The sequence below is a fragment of the Paenibacillus sp. J23TS9 genome (assembly GCF_018403225.1).
In the GTDB taxonomy this organism is placed as follows: domain Bacteria; phylum Bacillota; class Bacilli; order Paenibacillales; family Paenibacillaceae; genus Paenibacillus_AQ.
The window spans coordinates 115764-132621 of the sequence record NZ_BOSG01000004.1; the positions used below are offsets into that span (position 1 = coordinate 115764).

The 16858-nt window shown below is 46.4% G+C and carries 14 protein-coding genes; 1 reads left to right on the forward strand and 13 read right to left on the reverse strand.

Annotation, left to right across the window (positions count from 1 at the left end; genetic code table 11):
- Window positions 1-17: 17 nt before the first annotated feature.
- The 3 genes from KJS65_RS22050 to KJS65_RS22060 are packed head-to-tail and all read right to left on the reverse strand — an operon-like array spanning window position 18 to window position 4098.
- On the reverse strand, window positions 18-1337 hold the full coding sequence (locus KJS65_RS22050) for a glycoside hydrolase family 125 protein (protein ID WP_213652004.1): 1320 nt from the start codon (window positions 1335-1337) through the stop codon (window positions 18-20).
- A 28-nt stretch (window positions 1338-1365) separates the two neighbouring features.
- The gene (locus KJS65_RS22055) at window positions 1366-2652 is read right to left on the reverse strand and encodes an alpha-L-fucosidase (protein ID WP_213652005.1); all 1287 of its coding nucleotides are present in this window, start codon (window positions 2650-2652) and stop codon (window positions 1366-1368) included.
- A gap of 57 nt (window positions 2653-2709) precedes the next feature.
- Window positions 2710-4098, reverse strand: a complete 1389-nt coding sequence (locus KJS65_RS22060; protein WP_213652006.1) for an alpha-L-fucosidase — start codon at window positions 4096-4098, stop codon at window positions 2710-2712.
- Window positions 4099-4284: 186 nt separating this feature from the next.
- Between KJS65_RS22060 and KJS65_RS22065 the strand changes: the two genes are divergently transcribed.
- The gene (locus KJS65_RS22065; protein ID WP_213652007.1) at window positions 4285-6570 is read left to right on the forward strand and encodes a helix-turn-helix domain-containing protein; all 2286 of its coding nucleotides are present in this window, start codon (window positions 4285-4287) and stop codon (window positions 6568-6570) included.
- A 69-nt stretch (window positions 6571-6639) separates the two neighbouring features.
- Here KJS65_RS22065 and KJS65_RS22070 read toward each other — a convergent pair whose 3' ends face one another.
- The 10 genes from KJS65_RS22070 to KJS65_RS22115 form a co-directional block, all read right to left on the reverse strand.
- Window positions 6640-8250 (reverse strand): type 2 periplasmic-binding domain-containing protein, encoded by a 1611-nt coding sequence (locus KJS65_RS22070; protein ID WP_213652008.1) that lies wholly within the window; start codon window positions 8248-8250, stop codon window positions 6640-6642.
- A gap of 36 nt (window positions 8251-8286) precedes the next feature.
- Window positions 8287-9195, reverse strand: a complete 909-nt coding sequence (locus KJS65_RS22075; RefSeq protein ID WP_213652009.1) for a carbohydrate ABC transporter permease — start codon at window positions 9193-9195, stop codon at window positions 8287-8289.
- Window positions 9196-9210: 15 nt separating this feature from the next.
- Window positions 9211-10137, reverse strand: a complete 927-nt coding sequence (locus tag KJS65_RS22080) for an ABC transporter permease (protein ID WP_244864762.1) — start codon at window positions 10135-10137, stop codon at window positions 9211-9213.
- Window positions 10138-10712: 575 nt separating this feature from the next.
- A complete protein-coding gene (locus KJS65_RS22085) occupies window positions 10713-11447 on the reverse strand; it encodes a DUF4184 family protein (RefSeq protein ID WP_213652011.1) in 735 nt (244 codons plus the stop codon).
- 27 nt (window positions 11448-11474) lie between these two features.
- Window positions 11475-12008 (reverse strand): AAA family ATPase, encoded by a 534-nt coding sequence (locus KJS65_RS22090; RefSeq protein ID WP_213652012.1) that lies wholly within the window; start codon window positions 12006-12008, stop codon window positions 11475-11477.
- A 1-nt stretch (window position 12009) separates the two neighbouring features.
- Entirely contained in the window at window positions 12010-12825 is an 816-nt protein-coding gene (locus KJS65_RS22095; protein WP_213652013.1) for an inositol monophosphatase family protein, read from the reverse strand.
- Window positions 12826-12879: 54 nt separating this feature from the next.
- A complete protein-coding gene (locus KJS65_RS22100; protein ID WP_306432992.1) occupies window positions 12880-13386 on the reverse strand; it encodes a GNAT family N-acetyltransferase in 507 nt (168 codons plus the stop codon).
- 7 nt (window positions 13387-13393) lie between these two features.
- Window positions 13394-14044, reverse strand: coding sequence for a zinc dependent phospholipase C family protein (locus tag KJS65_RS22105; protein ID WP_213652014.1), 651 nt, complete (start codon window positions 14042-14044; stop codon window positions 13394-13396).
- Window positions 14045-14295: 251 nt separating this feature from the next.
- Window positions 14296-15912: a type 2 periplasmic-binding domain-containing protein gene (locus tag KJS65_RS22110; RefSeq protein ID WP_213652015.1), complete on the reverse strand. Its 1617-nt coding sequence runs from the start codon at window positions 15910-15912 to the stop codon at window positions 14296-14298.
- A 41-nt stretch (window positions 15913-15953) separates the two neighbouring features.
- Window positions 15954-16847 (reverse strand): carbohydrate ABC transporter permease, encoded by an 894-nt coding sequence (locus tag KJS65_RS22115; RefSeq protein ID WP_213652016.1) that lies wholly within the window; start codon window positions 16845-16847, stop codon window positions 15954-15956.
- Window positions 16848-16858: the final 11 nt, after the last annotated feature.

Here is a 16858-nt window from a genome sequence, read left to right on the forward strand (position 1 = left end):
TACGATGAAGGGCGGCCTTATAGAATCCCATCTTTCATCGCCTCATAGACAAGCTTGGAGAATAGGCTGTTGGACCATGCAAACCAGGATCTCGTGAAATTGGATGGATCATCCGCATGGAAGCCTTCATGCATGTATCCCGTATCTGCGTCTGTTGATTCGAGCATTGCAATCATGGCAAGCTTCTCTTCCTTCGTTGCTGCCGTAATGCCCTGCATGGACAACGCCATATGCCAGATGAACCCGTCCGGTGTATGCGGACTGCCGATTCCCTTGGCTTTTGTTCCTTCAAAATAGAACGGATTCTCTTTCGACAGCGCAAACCGTCTTGTGTTCTGGTACACCTCATCATCCGCCGACACATACCCGAGATATGGTATCGATATCAATCCTGGTGTGCCTGCGTCATCCATCAGGCAGTAGTTGCCATACCCGTCTGTCTCGTAAGCATAGATGGGACCAAACTCCGGATGGCGGTAGATGCCATACAATTGGATTCCGTGATCAATATCAGCTTCGAGCTTTTTGAGCTCCTTCAAGAAATCCGTATCCCGGAAGACCCATTCGGCAAATTCCTGCATGTAGCGAAGTACAACGACCGCAAACATGTTTCCCGGAATATTGTAGTGAAAATCACACACATCATCGCTGGACCGGAAACCCGACCAGACCATTCCCGTGTAATTGACTGGCATGCCAAGGCCATCGTTGCCCAGCGTATCCGTCCGGATGCCGTTATCTCTTTCGAAGCGGTACGGCGACTGCTCAAAATGCCGCTGCTCTGTTTTGAACACATCATAGATCAGACGCATCGCAGATTTAAATCCCGCATCGAAGATATCCGTCAGGCCAGTCTCTTTCCAATAGGCATAAGCGAGACGCATAGGGAAGCACAGCGAATCAATCTCAAACTTACGCTCCCATACCCAAGGGGACATATCGGTAATATCCGCCTTATTCCAGTGCCAATCATTCGCTGATTCATTAAACGCGTTGGCATACGGATCTATATGAATGTATTGAATATGCCGCTTGATCAAGCCGGAAAGGATGCGCTGCAAATCCTCATCATCCTTCGCCAGCGGTACATAATGCATCACCTGCTCAACCGAATCCCGGAGCCATGAGGCAGGGATATCACCCGTAATGACAAAAGTCGTCCCGTCATCCAGGAGCTTCGTTGTCGTTTCCAGCGTATTCGGAAAACAGTTCTTGAACATCTGCAGCAGCTTCGGCCGATGCGCCAGCTTCTCCTCAGCTTCCTTCAGGACATTCTCCACCGCTTCTGGAAGCTGGATTTCAGGCATCTTGATTTTGGGTAATCTGAATTGTTCCATGTTAAATCTCCTTTACTTTCAAAACGTTTTAATTATGCGTTACAACAGCTCCGGAGCCGCCGTACATTTCTACTTCTTCGTCAAATTCCAGCTTAAGCACCGTAACCTGCTCATGAGTATCCTCAGCCGTCATATGAATCCAAGTCGTTCCCGGGATGTTGAACCAAGGAACACCACCGTGAATTTCATGTGATAGCTCTTTGCCCGAGTGGAGTACCGTGATTTTTTTGATCGGATTGCATAATCCCTTAAGGCATACATTCTCTTTCGGATCGTCGTAGACAAAGAGGTACAGCGTCTTTTTATCTTTTGAAAGCGTGCTGCCTCCCAGATAATAGCGAGTCATAATCCCTTCCTCAGTTCCAAAGACCGCCTCTTCATGCGTACGTATCCATTCGCCAAGACCGAGCAAAATATCCTCCTGTCTCTTATCTATGGTACCGTCTTCCTTCGGACCGATGTCCAGCAGCATATTGCCTCCCAGGGAGATACAATCACAGAACATCCGGATGATCTGGTTTAGCGATTTATACTGATTGTCTGTCGGCACGTAACCCCAAGAGGTATTAATAGTGGTGCAGAATTCCCATGGACCTTCCGGTCTCGTAATCGGAATTCCCTGCTCCGGCGTTTTATAGTCCCCGTGGCCTTGAAGGCGTGAGTTAATGATAATATCCGGGTTGAAAGACTGGAGATACTGCTTGAACTCCGGAAGGTTCCACTGCTCGGCGCTCCGTTCCCAATCTCCATCAAACCACAAAAGATCCACTTTACCGTAGTTCGTAAGAATTTCCTTCAACTGGTCATTGTTAAACTGCAAGAATTTCTTCCACTTCTCCTCATCCTGAACGCCGTCCAATGGACTCGAAAATGGATTCGCCTGACTTGGATCCTCGGGAACCTTACCACCTTCATACACGCTTGGATAATCCGGATGCGACCAGTCAATTAGCGAGTAGTACATTCCAAGGTGAATGCCTCTTTTCGTAATCGCTTCAGCATATTCCTTGATCAAATCCCGCTTGACCGGCGTTTTCTTCACTACGTTCAAATCGCTGTACTGCGTATCCCACAGCGCCACACCATCATGGTGCTTGGTCGTTAACACGGCGTACTTCGCACCAGATTTTTCAATCAGATCGGCCCAGTGCTCTGCATTAAACTTAGACGCGGTGAACCCGTCCAATTGTTTCATATATTGTTCATACGGAATTCTCCCGTTATAAAAAGACCATGATTCAGCAACGCCGTCAACCGCATAAATACCGTAATGAATGAAAATACCTAGCTTCGCTTCCTCAAACCACTTTTGCATACCAGTCAGCACCTTCCAATTTATATGAATTCATTTTATAAGGTTAAAATAGCTCTTCTACCGGATCCGGAATACATGCGCGATTGGAGCTTTGGTCTGACGCTCCGTTTCCGGAAGCTGGACGATAACCCCATTCTCTGTCCGGCGGTATTCGAGCTTATCCTGTCCCCCTACCAAATCGATGCTGGTGAAGCCTGTCTGCAGCGGGAGATGAAGTTCTTCTTGAACTGCCTCATGCTCATCCTTGTACAAATAGAAGGCATAGATGGTGTCGTCTTTTTTAGTAAACTGGACATTGCCAACCGAGTAAGGTTCACAGATTCTTGTCCCATAGATGGCCTCGCCGTGAACCTTCAGCCATGCACCCATGCCCTGAATTCTGGAAATAGCCGTCTTCGATATTCTTCCGTCTGGTTGAGGTCCGACATTCAGAGCCAGATTGCCCCCTTTGGCCACAATTTCAATGAGCAAGTGAATGAGCTGACGCACCGATTTATAGTTATCCTCATAGCGGAAAGAGAAGGCCGATCCCATCGTAATGCAGCTCTCCCATGGTACATTCAGCGCACGCTCAGGAAGCGTTTGCTCCGGGGTAATCAGATTCTCGTAAGGCCCGCCAACGGTACGATCCGCGGAGAGAAGCCAAGGCTGGATTTTACGGGCCTTTTCCACAACCTCGCCCAATCTGATGTTCTGGTCACGGTAGTCATTGACCCATCCGGCATCAAGCCATAGCACATCAATCCGGCCGTAATTAGTCATCAGCTCCATGATCTGCTCATGGGTGAATTGGACGAACTGCTCCCACAGCCAAGGATATTCCTTCGGATCATAGGTCGGTCCCCGAGATGTTGAGGTTCCCGGCTGCATTCCCGGCGTCCAGTAGTAAGGCGTGTGCCAATCGGCTTTGGAGAAATATGCGGAGATCCCGAGGCCTTTGGCACGGAATGCGTTAAACAGCTGCTTGGTGATATCCGCATATTTATGCGTATGAAATGGGCAATCCGGACCTGTAACGCGGTAATCGGTTGTATGGGTATCCCACATGCAGAACCCGTCATGATGCTTGGTTGTGAAATTCAAATACTTGAAGCCATTCTCCGCAGCGAGATCTGCCCAAAGATCAGGCTGAAAACGGAGCGGATTGAAGGTCTTGTTCAAGTCAAAATACTGTCGTTTCAGTTCTTCCGCATCAATATCCCAATCGATCTCATTGCGGGACCATTCCTCATCCTTATCGCTTAACGCCCAGGACTCAACGAGGCCGAGCTGGGAATAAGGCCCCCAGTGCATCATGAGACCCAGCTTTTGGTCCTTGAACCATTCCAGCTGCTCGAGCAGCAGCGGATCTTCCGGTTTCACCCAGTTCTCTTCACTGCTGTAATTGTGCACCCCCTGCTCAACGACGGACTCCAACTCTTCTTCGGTTAATTTGATCTCACTCATATGTTATCCCTCCAACGCTCAATTTGGTATACCTTTTTCGTGATTTCCATATTTTTTTGATGAATTGTTATATTTAATCCACAATTTTCGACATTTTCCTCCTTGCTGTCTATGTCCAAACAGCCGTATTGTTGGTATCATTAGATAGATCTTAACGAATACGTCAGCAAACAGGAGGCAGAATAATTGAGACCGAACTACTTTAAATCGAAGCTATTCTTAAAATATATCTGGTCCTACTTGTTTATTTTACTTATCCCCTTAGTGCTTATGACCATTTTTATTTATGAAAACGCAGTCACCAATCTCAAATCCGAGATTGAACAATCCCGTCTTGCCCAGCTAACTCAGGCCAAGGTGATTATTGACGGGCGGATGAAGGAGCTCAGTGAAATTGCTTCCCGTGTCTCCTATGACGAGCGGTTGACGCCCTACCGGGTTCATGACTCGATTTACAGCGGAGAAGCTATTCGAGCACTGGATCAATACAAATCCACCAGTTCAATCATTGGTGAAATCTATTTGTATTTTCATAAGGATGATCGAATCTACTCGGGCAAAGGCCTTAACCATTTTGACGTATTTACGAATAATCTCAGCTTTCAAAATTGGAATAAAGATGCGCTCTTCCGCGACTTAAACAATGTCAAATATCCGACGATGCGTCCGGCAGATATCGTAAGCACCCCTTCAGGACTCCATGAGACGATGCTTGCATACTTAATTCCGATTACGCCCAACAGTCCTAATCCACACGGTACGATCATGTATCTGATCAAGGAGTCCGAGCTTACAGGCCTGATCGATTCGATTCTTGGAAACTACCAGGGGATGACTTATATCCTGGACAACGATGGCCATATTCTGGTAGACAACCGTCAAGGCGAATCACTGACGAGCGCTGAAGAGAAATCCTTATTTAATAATCTATCAGCAGGTATTCACGATAAAACCCTGAATGGAATGGCACATTCGATCGTCTCTGTAAAGTCGGAAAATAACGGCTGGACTTATGTGACCATCATGCCAAGCGCCCAATTCTTCAGCAGCGTCCTGCATGTGCGCAGTTTCATCATTTTGCTGTTCATCATCGTCGTGGTCGTTGGCGCTGCGATCGCACTCGTACTGGCCAGAATGCAGTATCAGCCCATCTCAATGCTGGTCGAATTTGCAGCTTCCAAATCTCATTCCAAGCCTTCAGAAGATGGTTCTGCTCTACCCGGGAATGAGCTTGACCGTATCCGGACTGCACTGCAGGAATACAGCTCACGGGTAGACTTGCAGGAACCTTTTGCCCGTAATCATTTTCTGTCCATGCTGCTCAAATACGGCAGTGCCCAAAGTCTTACTCCAGAGCTCCAGGAAGCCTTTAATCTAGAGTTCGACCGGTCCCATCATTTCGTGATGGTCATCGGCTGGGACGAGGATGAACAGAATGGAAGACAGGATATGCTGGAGCTGCTCAATCAGATTGAATTCCCGGAACTGGCTGCCCACGGGTACGGCGTTGAGCTGTCGCAGCTGGATCAGCTTGGACTCATCATCAGCTTCAATCTCAGAGGCAAGATGGACGAATTCTCACATATCCAGCAGATTGTCGAAGCCGTACGTAGCAATATGCTCGAATCATTCGATGTTGCTCCCATGATTGGCGTTGGAACCTGCTATACAAGCCCGGATCTGCTGAATCAGTCGTTCATCGAAGCTTGTTCTGCGTTTGAACTCCGAGTATCTACCGGTCATGGTACCATCACTTATTTTGAAAAGCTGTCATATACACCGGATCATGCGTTCTGGATTCCGAACAACACATTGCTGAAGCTCTCGCAAAGTCTGAAGCAAGGCAGTTATGATGTAGCAGCCCAAATGATTCATTCAGCCATTCAAAGCCTGCAATCGTCTGAGCTCTCAGCGCTGCTCACCCGCTGCATATGCTTTGACCTTCTGAATACGATCCTGAAAACGGCATCCGAGCTTGGCGATCACAGTATGATGCAGAAAATTGCTCCACATATGATTTACAGCAATTCCCTGGATGAATTGGAACGCAGCTTGCTGAATCTCGCCTCCCAGATCTGCAATCAAGTCGAGCAGGACAATCAGAAGGAAGAGCAATCGATCATCGATCAGGTTGTTGCTTATATTGACGAACATTATATGGACAATACCTTAAGCCTTGAGACAGTAGCCTTTGAGTTCGGCATTTCGCCATCCCATGTCAGCCGTTCGTTCAAGGAAAAGATGGGACTTAATTTCATTCAATATATCTGGCAAAAAAGAATGGAAGAGGTTATGCACCAGCTTAAAACGACGAACGACCCGCTCAAAGACATCATCCTTAAGGTCGGTTATCTGGATACGCCTAATTTTATCCGTAAATTCAAGAAGGAAACCGGTTATACGCCAGGCCAATACCGCAAGATGTTCGCGTCGCAGGGCAGCGAGCCAGGTACCGGTATGGACGACGAATAATTATGAAAGCCAACACCCGGTCATGATGACCGGGACATGTTGGCTTCATTTTTTTATGCTTGAATGGGTTTATTTCTCAGAGTTCCAACGATCGTATGCTCCTTGATACAGCTCAACGATCCGGTCTCCGCCCATTTTTTTGATTTGTGCCACATACTTGTCCCAATTGGATAGCGGCTCTTGTCCTGTTACGAATTTCGCTTCCATCTGCTTAACATACGTATTCAGGTCTGACAATAATGCCGTGGCCTCGCTTTGCTCATCATTCGTCAGATATACGTTAGGGAACGGCGCTTTTCCGATCGGTGTGAGCTTCTCCGCGTTTTCTTTATCGATCCAGGTATCGAAATCAGTCTTGAGTCCTTTGGTAAGTTCGCTTGAATTCATGCCCGGTGTCAGGATGCCATAGTTCGGCGTAAGCGTGCCGCGGAATTCATCACGTTCTTTCCCGCCTGGAACAGGCAGCCATTCTTTCTCATGGGTTTCTTTATTGGTGTATTTCCAGAGCAGATTCTCAGGCCCTTGCGCAAACAGCGTCGCGCCATCGTAGCCGTACTGATAATCAATCCAGCGCATGGTTGCTTCCGGCGCCTTGTCATTACTCGTAATGGCAAAGGTTCCGTTCGCGGAAATGCCCGGATGCTTGCCGTATACCGGAGAACCTGGAACCTCGCTCTTCACCGGCGTCATCAGCGGGTTGTCACCGCTTGGTTCACCACCAAGTGTGAAGTAAGGGTAGTAGTCATTGAACAACGCAATTTGGTTGTTTTGCCCTTTTGCTTTCTTCTGTTCAGGCGTTTGCGAGAAGGTTTCATGATCAAGCAGATTATCCTTCCACAGGCGGTTCAAGAAGGTTAAGTAACCTTTGTATCCCTCTTCCTGCGGCGTATAGTGAACCTTACCATCCTTGTCGGAGTAGACCTGCTCGTCATAAATTCCCCAGAAACCCAGGAAATACATCCGCAAATCATCCAGCTTCACCGAAGTCAGCGGAATTTCGTCGGCCTTGCCGTTGCCATTTGGATCTTCGTCCTTCACACGTTTCAGAAGGGTATACAGCTCGTCCGTCGTCTTCGGCAGCTCTGTCACCTTCAAGGCTTTCAGGAACTTACCGTTGTACCACATTGGACTGCGGTACCACACGGCCGACAAGTCGATATTCGGAAGCGCGTAGATATGTCCGTCAGGCGTTGTAAACGATTTGCGGATGTCCGGATGCTCGTCAAATATCTTTTTGATGTTCGGCGCATATCCTTCATCAATGTATTTTTCCAGAGGAATAAGTACACCTTGCGTACCGTAAGTCACCTGATCTGCCGGTTTAAGATCCGCACCGTAGAATACATCCGGCAGGTCTCCACTGGCAAAAACGAGGTTCTTCTTAGTCTCAAAGCTGTCAATCGGCGCAAGCTGATACGTAAATTTGATTCCGGTCAACTTCTCCATTTCCTTAAGTACGGGCATCTGGTTCCAGTCCGCAACGCCGGCGTCCTGTGACATAATCGAGAGCGTTAGCGGCTTGTCTACAATCGGAAAGCCTTCTTTCTTTACGCCTTCCACTTCGGCTGATCCGGAAGCATTCGAACCCCCATCCTCTTTCGATGAACCGCAGGCTGCGAGCATCGTTGCGGATATTGTAAGGCAGAGTAAGATGGATGATACCTTGCGAAGATTTTTCATAGATACAACTCCCCTTTATGTTGTTTATGGCAAAGATCAGCCCTTTACGGAACCAATCATAACACCCTGGACAAAATATCGCTGTAGGAACGGATAAATAGCAATGATCGGAACCGTCGCTACAATAATAACTGCATACTTAACCAATGCTGCAATTTCGGCTTTGCTGTTCATCGCTGCTGCTGTAGAAGCGTCAATCGCCCCGCCGCCCTGAGCGGCCATTTCCTGCAGAACCAGAATTTGGCGCAAAACAAGCTGCAGCGGATATTTCGCTGAATCATTCAAATAAATGAGAGCCGAGAAATAGCTGTTCCAGTTGCCCACACCATAGAACAATGCCATTACCGCGATAATCGGCATCGACAGCGGCAGGATAATCTTAATGAACAATCTCATATTGGTACAGCCGTCAATCTGGGCAGCCTCCTGCAGCTCCTTCGGAATTGAGCTCTGAAAGAATGTGCGGGAAACAATGATGTTCCAGATGGATGCAGCCGATGGGATCACAATTGCCCACATCGTATTAATCATGCCCAGCTGCTTGATCAGCAGGTAGGTTGGCACCAGGCCCCCACCAAAAAACATCGTGACCATGAACATCCCCATAAAAAAGTTACGTCCGACAAAGTCCTTGCGGCTTAATGCGTAAGCTGCTGGCAGCGTAACAACCAGATTAATGGTCGTTCCCACCACGGTATATAGGATGGTGTTCCCGTAACCCGTCCAAATGCTGGAGTTCTCAAATACTCTTTTGTATCCGTCAAAAGTAATCCCTTTCGGCCACAGCCACATTTCCCCGGAACCGACATACTTCGGATCGCTGATCGACGCACTGATCATATAGACCAAGGGATAGAATACGACAAGGAAAGCAAGTAATACGTAAATGTAATTGCACAGCAGAAACAATTTATCGCGTTTGGTTTCTCTAACACCTGAAAGCATCCATGTCCCTCCTTTCTACCACAAACTATTCTCGCTCGTCCGGCGGACGATCTGATTGACGACAACCAACAGTACCGCGTTGATCACGGAATTAAACAAACCGATCGCTGTCGAGAAGCTGTACTGGGCATCCACTAGCCCTGAGCGGTACACAAAAGTGGAAATGACGTCTGAAGATCCCATATTCAGCGGGTTCTGCAGCAATAGAATCTTTTCAAAACCTACTCCCAGCAGACTTCCCATATTCAGAATGAGCAGGATGGTCATCGTCGGGATAATCGTTGGAATGTTAATATGACGAATACGCTGGAACCGTGACGCCCCGTCAATGATCGCTGCTTCGTGAAGCCCCGGATCCACTCCCGATAACGCTGCCAAATAAATGATCGTTCCCCAGCCTGCGCTCTGCCATACGCCCGAGAAGACGTACATCGTCTTAAACCATCGTGGATCCGTTAGAAAATCAGGAGCATTAAACCCCAGCCCTTCAATCAGATGAACGACAATCCCGGTCGACGGAGACAGGAATGTAATGATCATCCCCGCCATGACGACGACGGAAATAAAGTGAGGCGCATACGTGACCGTTTGAGCCAATTTCTTAAAGAAGCCCGTTCTCACTTCATTGAAGGCAAGTGCCAGAATGATCGGAATCGGAAATCCGATAGCCAGTTCATACAAGCTGATGCTTAATGTGTTCCATATCAAGTCCCAAAAGTAATAAGAATCAAAGAATCGAGTAAAATGATCGAAACCGACCCAAGGGCTGCCCGTAATCCCTTTTGTTGGAATGAAGTTTTTAAACGCGATTTGAATGCCATACATCGGTCCGTAAGAGAAAATAAGAAAGTAGAAAAATGCGGGTGCAATGAAGATATACAGTTCCCAGTTCTGAATAATTCTCTTCCATACACCTTTGTCTGCCTTTCTCGGTTTCAGCATCGCACTGCCCGAGATGGAAACTTTAGTATCCTGCATAGGATCACCCCTTCCTGTTTTAAATGTAATTTCTCCAGCACTCGTTCTCATGAAATGTGAGTTTTGCTAGCGCTTACATGTTTTACGATAGATGACGCTAGAATCTTCGTAAATATGTCATTTTCCGTATCCCCTGAAAGCGCTATACATCAAGGTTTTTAAGACACTGACAACTGAAGATGACAAGAAGACAATATGTCATTTTTGCTCGAAGTAAAGGCTTTCATTTTAACATCAATTTTGACCAACCATCATAAAATTGGAAGAAATTCCAAGCGAAACACCCCCGTAGTGATCATCCTTCCACCGGGAAGTTAGCGTTTTCGAACGTAAAAACGAACATCAAAAAGACCAAAGGATGGTATCCCTTGGTCTCGTTAACTTATCCATATGAACTTTTACAATGACCCTATTGGCAAAATCACTTTGTCGTTGTCTTTATAAATTCCTGGCCATCCCACTTGTACGTGTCTTCGATCGTCTTACCCTTCGCGTTATCATAATACGTCTTCGGAAAGGATTGGCTGCCGCTTTACTCCCTAGACCTTCCGGAATAGGAGCCCCATCATGATGATTCCTAAAATCAAACCCGATATGGGCGAAACGACAAGAACTCCTGGTAAGTTCGTACTTGCTGTAAAAAGCAGCTTACCCAGCGTGGTTGCCATGGCGGTGACGATTACGCCTGTCCAGTATCTCATCTTTCGGTTCATGGATATTCTTTTCAAAGCTGTGGTTGAACAGGTCGCTCTGTTCAATAGAAATAATATGATGAGCAGTTCAGCCAAAATACCGCAAACCGACAGCGAGTATTGCAGCAGTTTAAAGGCCGGAAGGCCGAAATACATGCTTTGCAGGGCCGGAAACCTCAACACAAAATATCCGGATTTATGAGTAAATGCATCAATAAATACATGGCTGTAAAATCCAATGACAACGGAAACCAAAAAAACAACCCAGCTCTTCAGCCGACGATAGTCAAAGGCGTTGATAAGTCCGGATGTCCTTACATCCAGGTTAAACATAGACGGCAAATGTAAGGCGAATGGCTTCATGATGAGCTGCAGCAATAATAGAATCACGGTGCAAATCGGGATGGCTTGCAGCAGCAGCCCTTTATGCGTATGCCCAATCCACTGATACGGCTCCAAAGCGATGAAATATTCAAAATCCGGGGCCATGCTCCCAAGAATAAGCCCGGTTATGCTGATATAGCCCGGTTTCATAAACTTGGCCGGAATGATATATATGGGATGTGCGAATGTAAATGGCATAAGTATCTCCTTGAGGGTTACACAGGATTATGACCGCAGAAAACGGACTACGGCATCCACTCTTTCGCTCACCGATTGATCCCCTTCGATTCTGAGAACCGGACAAGCCAAATCGGACATCCAATCTTCATGCAGGGCCCTGCTTCTGACTTCTTTTCCCGCTGAATCATATAGCGCTGCCCATTCCAAAAATGCCTGCGATTGCGAATACATACGGCCGCCAGGAAGAATTTCTTCCCCATATCTATGTAATTCCCGTTCTCTCAATCTTTGAAGCCGAAGCTCCTGTGGAACATATAGAAAAACAACCAGGTCGAACGCGGTCTTCACCTCGTCTCCCCAACCGCAAATGGCTCCAGATAGAATCCACTTCTCATACTGCGAGAGGTCTTCTTTTAAAAGCTTAATTCTCTCCTTCGGCTCCCTCGGCTTGCTGAATTTTTCGATCCAGAAATATTCATCTCCATCCATATTCACATGAGGAAGTTGCAAGCTCAGTTCTTTTCCAAGAGTCGTAGCTCCGGTACCTGATGCGCCAAATATATGTATCCGATTGTACATGCTAACCTCCAGCCTTTAAACTCAGTCCTTCTCTCACCAATTGCAGCATCTGTTCTTGATGATCGGGATGGCATGCAATCATGTAGGGTTCGTTGCTCATGCCGTCAAATGGATTGCCATCAAAATCAAGGACGACTCCTCCAGCTTCCTTGACCATCAAGATGCCGGAGTACAAATCATCTCCTTCCGAATTGTACAAGACGATTCCATCCAGATCGCCCTTGGCGAGCATACACCACTGCAAGGTTGGCGCCCACAGCCGCATCATTCGCTTAAATCTTATATCAATAAACTGCCGCAGTTGAACCGCCTTCGGGTCATTTTGTACTTTGTGGCCTTGAATCCATCCAATGTTCCCCCTGAGGAAGTTGGGGTTGCTTTTAACATGAACCGGCTTATCATTGCAATACGTTCCCTCACCAGCCACAGAGACAAACAGCCGGTCTGTTAATGGCTCATAAACGACGCCAAGAACGGGGTGTTTTTTATACATCAGCGTTATGGATACCGAAAAAACCGGAAGCCCAATGGCAAAATTATTCGTTCCATCGAGCGGATCGATCAGCCACAGCCAATCATTTTCCGGTCCAATGATCCCGGCTTCCTCGCTGTGGATCTGATGATCCGGGAAAACAGCCCGAATCTGCTCAAGGATGATTCCCTCAGCAAGGTGATCCACCTCGGTTACGACATCTCCAAATTCGTCTTTGGCTTGTATATCGGCAATATCATCAAATTTTTCCTTGGCGATTTGTCCAGCCTGCCGTATGACTTGAATGGATAATTCTTTTGCGGTTTGGATAACTTGTTGATCCATACTTCACCTCTGTACGTTAGATTAACAGCATAAAATTGGGGGTAATGAACTCTTTCACTTCACAAAGTAAGTCATCAATTCTTCGTCAAATCCTTGTCCTTGATAGATTAATGCATCCTTCTCGACTCCATAGGTGACAAAACCCAATCTTTTATACAGCTCTGCCGCTGCATGGTTTGCCGTGACGACCGAGAGCTGGATTTGCTGCAGACCTTCGATTTCTGTCCCTCTGTTGAGTATTTCCTGCATAAGGTCTCTGGCGATTCCTTTTCCCCGGTGTTCAGGAGACACATACACTCCCCAGATCATTCCTTTATGCCGGACTTTCATGCCCTGTTCCCTCCGGAACCCCGCGATCCCCATCAGCTCGTTGTTCTCAGTGAATGCTCCTAAAATATAATTGTCAGGTTCATTGTTAATTTTCAATATAACTTCATTCATCGGCGTGTGCACGTAATCCTCATAGGAAGAACCGAAGGCCTCCGGATTGGATTGTAATGCTTCCAGCCGCAGCTTCCAGAATTCATTCGCCTGCTCTCGTTTTATGTTTCTGATATGCATTATCAATTTATGAAAGCCTCCTCTCGGCATCCATTCCCCATTCATAGAATAAAGCAGTTAATTCATTCGATGTATTTTCAATAAATGTCTTTACTCTATCTTCATTAAAATAACGGGTTTCGATTGCCGGTCCATTCCGTGCATCTTGAAGCCATGCTATCTTAATATCTCTGTATTGGCTTACTTCCTGCTGTGTCACGAATGGGGCAATAGGATAGGCATATGCCTTCTGCAATCCGGTAATTACATGATCTGCCCATTCTTCAGATTGTAATAGATTAAATTCAACCTGGCTGACTTCTAGATTGTAAGTGTTCCTTATGTCGCCCTGTTCTCCTGAATATTCCTTTTCAAAATCAGCATAAACCGTATGTGTCCATCTGATATCCGCATAAATATGAGCAAAATACCCCAGCACAAATTCCTTCCATTCCGCTTCCGGGTTCTTATCTACGTATGCAGCACAATTCGTTTTAAGCGTTTCATGACTTGGAAAACGGCCTTCACTCATCAGATGAGTAGCACCCTTTTCAATTCTGGTTACATGATCTCGCGCATGAATGGCATCTGGTGAAATACTGCCTAACAGAAATCCAGGTGAAGGATTGGAAAGACAAACTTTTTCTGCTATTGCAAAATGAACCATTGGCCAGGGCATGATATAACCTCCATTCATTCAAGTTCATAAATTCACCGATATTACACAGGTATACTCACAGTTTACTATAATTACATAATATAGGAAGCGAATACTATACATCTGTTTTATCATTTTCAAGCCCTATTCCACGATTATGGAGAAATTTCTAATTGATGAACAGCTTACAGAAAGAAGGAACCCGGGTTCACACCTGGGCTCCTTCTTATGAATCGAAGTGCATGATATCTTTACGGCAACTGGCTTAAGCTTTATTTAATCGACTGAAAGCGGTCATACGTATTTTGATAGATTTGAAGGAACTCCTCAAGTCCACTCTTCTTCAATTGTGCCAGATATCCGTCCCATTCCGCATCAATATTTCCATCAATGACCCATTGTGCCTGCTTCTTTTTCACAAATGTAGATATGTCAGTGCTCAGCACGTTCAAACGGTCCGAATCCTCCACGGTGAAGAACATGCCAGCTGGCAGCGTGAATTTCTTCATGAATGGCTGGTAAATGTCCAAATATTCCAACCGTGTTTTTATTTTGGACGACAGTTCAATTTTTTTGTACGTATCCCCCAGAATAGCAACGGTTCCGCCGTAGCAAGGACTTTCCGAGCATCGGAAGTCATCATAGCTCATTCCCTCCGGAGTCGGGAGGAAGTCATATTTATCTCCGTTCGTTTCCTTGAAATTAACGCCTACGGGGCCGAGCTCCCATTCAATGGAATGGCGCTCTTCATAGATCGTATCGATCCAGCGCATCGATTCCTCTAAATGCTTATTAGCTGAAGTAAGGGCAAATCCGCTTTTGGATACGGCAAGGGTTTCATACATATTAACAATCTGCTGACCCTGCGGGCCTTTTAACGGCTTCGTCGGAACATAGTTTTTCGCATTCTCCGACCCAACCACGTTTTCAGCATTATACCCCGTGAATGCCCCCAGAATCGGACCGCCTGTACTGTGGCCTTTAGCGAAATAGAGATTACGGTCCTGGGTGTAGGCTTCGGGATCGATCAGGCCCTCTTTGTAAAGGGTATTCAAATATTTGATGGTTTCCTTAAATTCGGGTGTAATGGCTGTATAGGACACTTTGCCGTCTTGAACCATCACATGCGAGCTGTTGTCCGGAAGCCCGAATGACCCGAACAGTCCAAAGATGCCGTTAAGTGTATTTCCGTTGGAGAAGCTGAATGGAATCTCATCCTTTTTTCCGTTACCGTTCAAGTCTTGATCCTTGAATGCCTTCAGAACCTGTTCGAATTCCGCTGTTGTCGTTGGTACGGATCGTCCGAGCTTATCCAGCCAGGTCTTGTTGATGAAATACACTTCCCCCAGTTCATTAGCACCTTCTGTTATTACATTCGGAATCGAATAGATATGTCCGTCGGGAGCTGTAACCACCTTCTTGATGTCCGGGTTTTCTTCCAGCAGCTTTTTGATGTTGGGTGCGTATTGGTCGATCAGCTTCTCAAGCGGAATCAATAATCCTTGCGTGCCGTACTTGAGTATATCCGCATCCGTCAGACTGCTGCCGCCGAAGAAGGCGTCCGGCAGGTCACCGCTGGCAAACATCAAATTCTTCTTCTCCTCATAGCCTTGCTCGGAAGCATCCCAATCAATGTGTATATTCGTTTGTGCCTCCATGTCCTGTACGACCTTCAGCTGATCCATGTTCTTTTTTTGCTGGTTCGCCTTACTAATCACAAATTTCAGCGTAAGTTTGTCTTTTACGATGGGATAACCTGTTAGATTGAAATTACTCGTCGGTTGAGCCGTTTGCTCATCAGAAGAAGAGGTTTTGCTGCAGCCAGAGAGGATCACCCCCATTGTTACTGCTAGTAGCAGAGCAGGCCGAAGGATACCTTTAACATTCATCTCAATAATCCCCTTTATCTATCCGATTATTTTTGAACTCATTAGCCTTTAATGGACCCTATCATGACTCCCTTTACAAAATACCGCTGCAAGAAAGGATACAGCACAAGTACCGGCAAGCTCGAAACAATAATCGTTCCATACTTCATAATCTCTGCGATTCTAAGCATGCTTCCGTCATCGGATGCACCCAGAGTCGATTCAGCCGGAGCCTCATTCACAATTAAGATTTCACGTAATACCAGCTGCAAAGGATATAGACGCTCATCCCGCAAATAAATGAGACCCTGGAAATAAGCGTTCCAATGAGCGACCGCGTTAAACAGCACCATCACGGCTACGATCGGCATGGATAAAGGCAATACGATTTTAAGAAAAAAGCGGGTAATCGAGCTTCCATCGATTTCAGCAGATTCCTGCAGCTCTTTCGGGATACTCGATTGAAAGAAGGTACGGGTAATGATCATGTTATAAGCCGTTAAGGCGCCCGGAACGATTTGGGACCAGATGGTATTGGTCATTCCAAGATTTTTAACTAACAGGTAAGTGGGAATCAGCCCACCGCCAAAAAACATCGTAAAGACGATCATCAGCATAAAAAAGTTACGTCCCATCAGTTCAGAGCGGGATAGCGCATAAGCACCCGGCAAGGTTAAGACAACACTCAATAAAGTTCCGAGAAACGTATATATCAGGGTGTTTTTATAACCGTTCCATATATTCCCTTCCATGAATATCCGATGATACCCCTCAAAGGTAATGCCCTTGGGAAACAACCATACGCTTCCGGTGTTCACGCTGTCCGGATCACTGAATGAGGAGATGACGACGATGTAAAGCGGATATATAATCGCCAGCAAGATCAAGGACATCAACGTGTAATTTGCGATATCGAACACACGGTCGAACCCGCTTTTGCGAGTATGTATACTCATAATGGATCTCC